Raw genomic sequence first — 4,119 nt, 5'->3', positions numbered from 1 at the left:
GATAATCTCGAGCCCGCGATCCTTGCCTGGTCGGACGTCTCCTACACCTGGCGCAAACGCCAGTCGCGCCTCGCCTCCGGTGTCTGGGAGAGCGTCGAACCCGGTGCGGCCCGCATCGCCGACGCCATGAAGCAGCGCGACACGACCTCCGCACCGCTCCGTTCCGGCACACTTCGCTGACGGCGCTCCTCGCGCCCCTGCCCCGCGACAATATGTCGGCAAGGATGCTCCGCCCACGGAATCCTTCAGGATTCCCGCGCAAATCGCGCATGGTGAAATATCAATTCATTTAAAATTTTAGAAAAACCCCTGTTTCTTACTACATATGCGCCATGGTGAATTAACTCGTCGGTCATTTTTGCCGCCGATTTTGCGCCTGCGTTGTCGAGCGAAGTCAGGAATTGGGCGATGAAAGCCGTATGGTGGTGGTTGAGTGTTGTGAGCGAGGTGGCCCTCGCTCTGATGCTGGTCGGATGCGGCAGCATCGACGGTGCGAACTATCCTGAAGGCTTGGAGCTGGTTTCCGCCTTCATGCCGGTCGGTCAGCAGATGGTGCCGCCCTACGGCTTCATCGGCTTCTGTCTGCGCAACGAGCCGGACTGCGCAGGCGGCACGGATAAACCGTCCAATCCGGTGCTGACGCCCGTGCGCTGGTCGGAACTCAACGCCGTCAACGACTATGTCAACCGGCTGCCTGAAATCGAGGACGAAGACAATTACGGCCGCACCGAATTTTGGGCCTATCCGAACGGGCGCGGCGGCGATTGCGAGGACCTTGCCCTGCTGAAGCGCAAGCTGCTCATCGCCCGCGGCTGGCCCGTCGATGCCCTCCTCCTGGCCACGGCGCAGGAATGGAACGGCGAAGGCCATGCGCTGCTTGTCGTCGTGACGGACAAGGGCGACTTCGTGCTCGACAACAAGAATGCGGCGATCGTCCCGTGGCGGGATGCACCCTATACATGGAAGGAGCGCCAGTCGCGTGCCCGGCCCTATGTGTGGGTCGATCTCGACCGCGGCACTTTCAAAAGCACCGCGGCTGAGTCGCTTCCGCCTCTGGGCGCGACGGCCCCTTTCATTCTCGCCGCACACAAGGTCTCGGAAACGACTGAGAAAATCGCCTTCCTTCGTACCGAAAACCGTCCGTAGGCGTCTTTCCTCCGTTTCGGATGAACGCCGCGCGCGAAGGCATGTGCATCCATTCCCGCCGCGCTTCCCATCCCGCTTAACATCGGAGTAAGCAAACGCGGCAGACCCTCGATGCCTCACCATCGAGGTTCGCGGCGATGTACTCTCTCTGTCTGTTTCGGCGTCTGGCGGCACTGGCATTCGCCCTGGCGCTCGCCGCCTGCGCTTCGATCGTTCCGGACGTCGAAACGGCCGCTCGGACGCCCGCGCCCCCCGCATTGTCGATACCCGCCGGTCCGCGCATCGTGCCGCCCGTCGGCTATATCGACTATTGCCTGCGCCACGCCGAGGATTGCGGCGGCGGCACCGACAGGCCAGCCGCGATCGACCTGACGCCCGCGCGCTGGTTCTCGCTCCTCTCCGTCAACGACGCGGTCAACCGCCTGCCCCAGATTGCGGATATCGTCCATTACAGGCGCCGCGAATACTGGACGCTTCCCGACGCGCGGGGTGGCGACTGCGAGGATCTGGTGCTGCTGAAGCGCAAGCTCCTGGTTCAACGCGGCTGGCCCATGGACGCGCTCCTGCTCGCGACCGCGCTCGATCCTTCGGGTGAAGGACATGCCCTTCTCATCGTCGCGACCCGCAAGGGCGACCTCGTGCTTGACAGCAGGAGTGCAAAAATTCTGCCCTGGTCGGCGACACCTTATAGATGGAAGGCGCGGCAATCGCGCGAAAGGCCCTATGTCTGGGTGGCGCTCGACCGCGCGACGTCGAGCCCCGCACCGGAGCCTGCCTTGCCGCCCGTCGGCGCACCCGCGCCTTTCCTTGCCGCCGCCGAACGGGTCAGGCTACGCAACGCTGCCGTGACATCCATGATGCCTCAAGCCCCTGCACGTCAGGCGCCCCTGCGTCAGGCAGAGGTTCCTCTCGTCTTGGCCAGCGAAACCAGAACGCCGCCAGCCAGCAGTCCGAGCGTGACCGCGAGCGACAGCAGCGCCGGCACATGGTGGACGAGCTCGCCATAGAAAATCTTACCGCCGATGAAGACCAGCACGGCGGCGAGCGCGTATTTGAGGTAGGCGAAGCGATGGATCACCGCGGCCAGCGCGAAATAGAGCGCACGGAGCCCCAGGATCGCGAAGATGTTGCTCGTATAGACGATGAAGGGATCGCGCGTGATCGCGAAGACGGCGGGTACGCTGTCGACGGCGAAAACGAGGTCGGCGCATTCGATGAGGATCAGCGCGAGCAGAAGCGGCGTCGCATGCGTGACGATCCGCCCCGTCTTCTCGTCCGCGATCTTGGCCGTGAAGTCGTGCCCGTGCAGCTTCTCCGTCAGCCGGATATGGCCTTTGAGGAATTTGACCAGCGGGTGCTGCTCGATCGGCCGGTCGTGTTCCTTGGCAAGGAACATGCGGATGCCAGTGACGATGAGGAAGGCACCGAAGATATAAAGGATCCATTCGAACTTCGCGATCAGCGCCGCGCCGAGCCCGATCATCAGCCCTCGCATCACGATGACGCCCATGATGCCCCAGAAGAGCACGCGGTGCTGATAGAGCCGCGGGATCGCGAAGGCGCCGAAGATCAGCGAGATGACGAAGACGTTGTCGAGCGAAAGGGATTTCTCGACGAAGAAGCCGGTGAAGAATTCGAGCCCCTTCTCATGTCCGAGCAGGCTCCAGATGCCGAAGCCGAAAATCATCGAAATCGCGATATATCCCGCCGAAAGCCAGAGGCTCTCGCGGACGCCGATTTCCCTGTCGCGCTTGTGAAGAATGCCGAGATCGAAGGCGAGCAACGCAGCCACGATCGTGAAGAAGGCGCCCCAGGCCCAGATGGGGGTGCCGAACAGTTCCATGTTTAACCCGGTCGCAAGGCGCCGCGGCAGCGCAAAAAGCGACGAAGGTCCGACATCGCGGCGGACGCCTCCGCCGCCAGAGGGGCCCGGACCCGCTCCAACAGGACTCTAGATTAGGGAAGCTTTCGCGAAGTTCAAGCGCCTCGGATAAGCTTGTTCCGGCCGGCTATGCGCCCTTCGGCTTTATGAATTCCGCCTGGATCGACACATGCACGTCGTTGCCGACGGCCGGCCACCAGGCATTGAGGCCCCAATCCGCGCGATTAAAATGTCCCGTCGCCGAAAAGCCGATCGTGTCGTCGCCGGTCAGCGGGTCGGGCGCCGCGCCGTTGAAGACGACGGAAAGCGTCACCGGCCGCGTCTTGCCATGCATGGTGAGGTTGCCGGACATCTCGCCTGTCTTCTTGCCCGTGCGCTTCAGCGCCGTGGTCTCGAAGGTGATGTCGGGATAGCGCGCGGCGTCGAGGAGTTCGCTTCCCGCGATCATGCGGTCGAGCTCCGGCACGTTCGTATCGACGCTCGCCGCCTTGATGGTGACGCGGAGCCTGCTCGTTTCGGGCGAGGAGGGAACGGCCTCGAGCGCCGCCTCGACCTTGTCGAAGCGCGCGACGAACCGCGAATAGCCGAAATGATCGACGTCGAAAAGCACGCTCGTATGATGCGGATCGAGACGATAGGTGCCGGGCACCGCCGCCACCGGGTCGTCCGCGACGTCATGCGTCAACACGCGCGCCGCCGTGCAGGAGCTGAGAAGAGCCGCGCCCGCGAGCGTCCCGACGAGCGTCAATGCGACGCGCCACCATATCCGCATCACATCTTCCTCGCCGCCTTGAGGTCGATCTTGACCTTCACGTCGGGACCCGCGACCTCGCTCGACGAAAGCTGGTCGCCCGCCCCGACGCCGAAGGCGAGCCGCTGCAGCGTCGTCTCGCCGACGACATGCGCGGTGTCGCCCGCGATGGCGAGCGTAAAGGGAAGCTCGACCTTCTTCGTCACGCCCTTGAGCGTCAGCGTTCCGTCGGCGACGTATTTGTCGCCGCCTTCATGGCGGAAGCTCGTCGCCTCGAACACCGCCTTCGGGAAAGACGCGACGTTGAACCAGCCCTCCTGCGGCAGATAGGCGTCCTTCT

At 63.5% G+C, this 4,119-nt stretch carries 5 protein-coding genes and 1 pseudogene; 3 read left to right on the top strand and 3 right to left on the bottom strand.

The window, feature by feature from the left end:
* The 3 genes and pseudogenes from VMR03_RS16735 to VMR03_RS16725 form a co-directional block, all read left to right on the top strand.
* Positions 1-180: pseudogene (locus VMR03_RS16735) on the top strand (hypothetical protein); the annotation flags it as partial.
* Positions 181-408: 228 nt separating this feature from the next.
* Positions 409-1,146 (top strand): transglutaminase-like cysteine peptidase, encoded by a 738-nt coding sequence (locus VMR03_RS16730; protein WP_325407229.1) that lies wholly within the window; start codon positions 409-411, stop codon positions 1,144-1,146.
* A 137-nt stretch (positions 1,147-1,283) separates the two neighbouring features.
* Positions 1,284-2,153, top strand: coding sequence for a transglutaminase-like cysteine peptidase (locus VMR03_RS16725; protein ID WP_325407227.1), 870 nt, complete (start codon positions 1,284-1,286; stop codon positions 2,151-2,153).
* Here the strand turns inward: VMR03_RS16725 and VMR03_RS16720 are convergent.
* The 3 genes from VMR03_RS16720 to VMR03_RS16710 all read right to left on the bottom strand — a co-directional run.
* Positions 2,039-2,989 (bottom strand): TerC family protein, encoded by a 951-nt coding sequence (locus VMR03_RS16720; RefSeq protein WP_325407225.1) that lies wholly within the window; start codon positions 2,987-2,989, stop codon positions 2,039-2,041. The genes VMR03_RS16725 and VMR03_RS16720 overlap by 115 nt on opposite strands.
* A 166-nt stretch (positions 2,990-3,155) precedes the next feature.
* Positions 3,156-3,800, bottom strand: a complete 645-nt coding sequence (locus VMR03_RS16715; protein WP_325407223.1) for a YceI family protein — start codon at positions 3,798-3,800, stop codon at positions 3,156-3,158.
* A partial coding sequence (locus tag VMR03_RS16710; RefSeq protein WP_325407221.1) for a YceI family protein occupies positions 3,800-4,119 on the bottom strand: 320 nt, incomplete at its 5' end. The genes VMR03_RS16715 and VMR03_RS16710, both read right to left, overlap by 1 nt.

Source organism: Parvibaculum sp. (assembly GCF_035511255.1).
Taxonomy (GTDB): Bacteria; Pseudomonadota; Alphaproteobacteria; order Parvibaculales; family Parvibaculaceae; genus Parvibaculum.
This window is presented reverse-complemented; position numbering and strand designations above follow the sequence as displayed.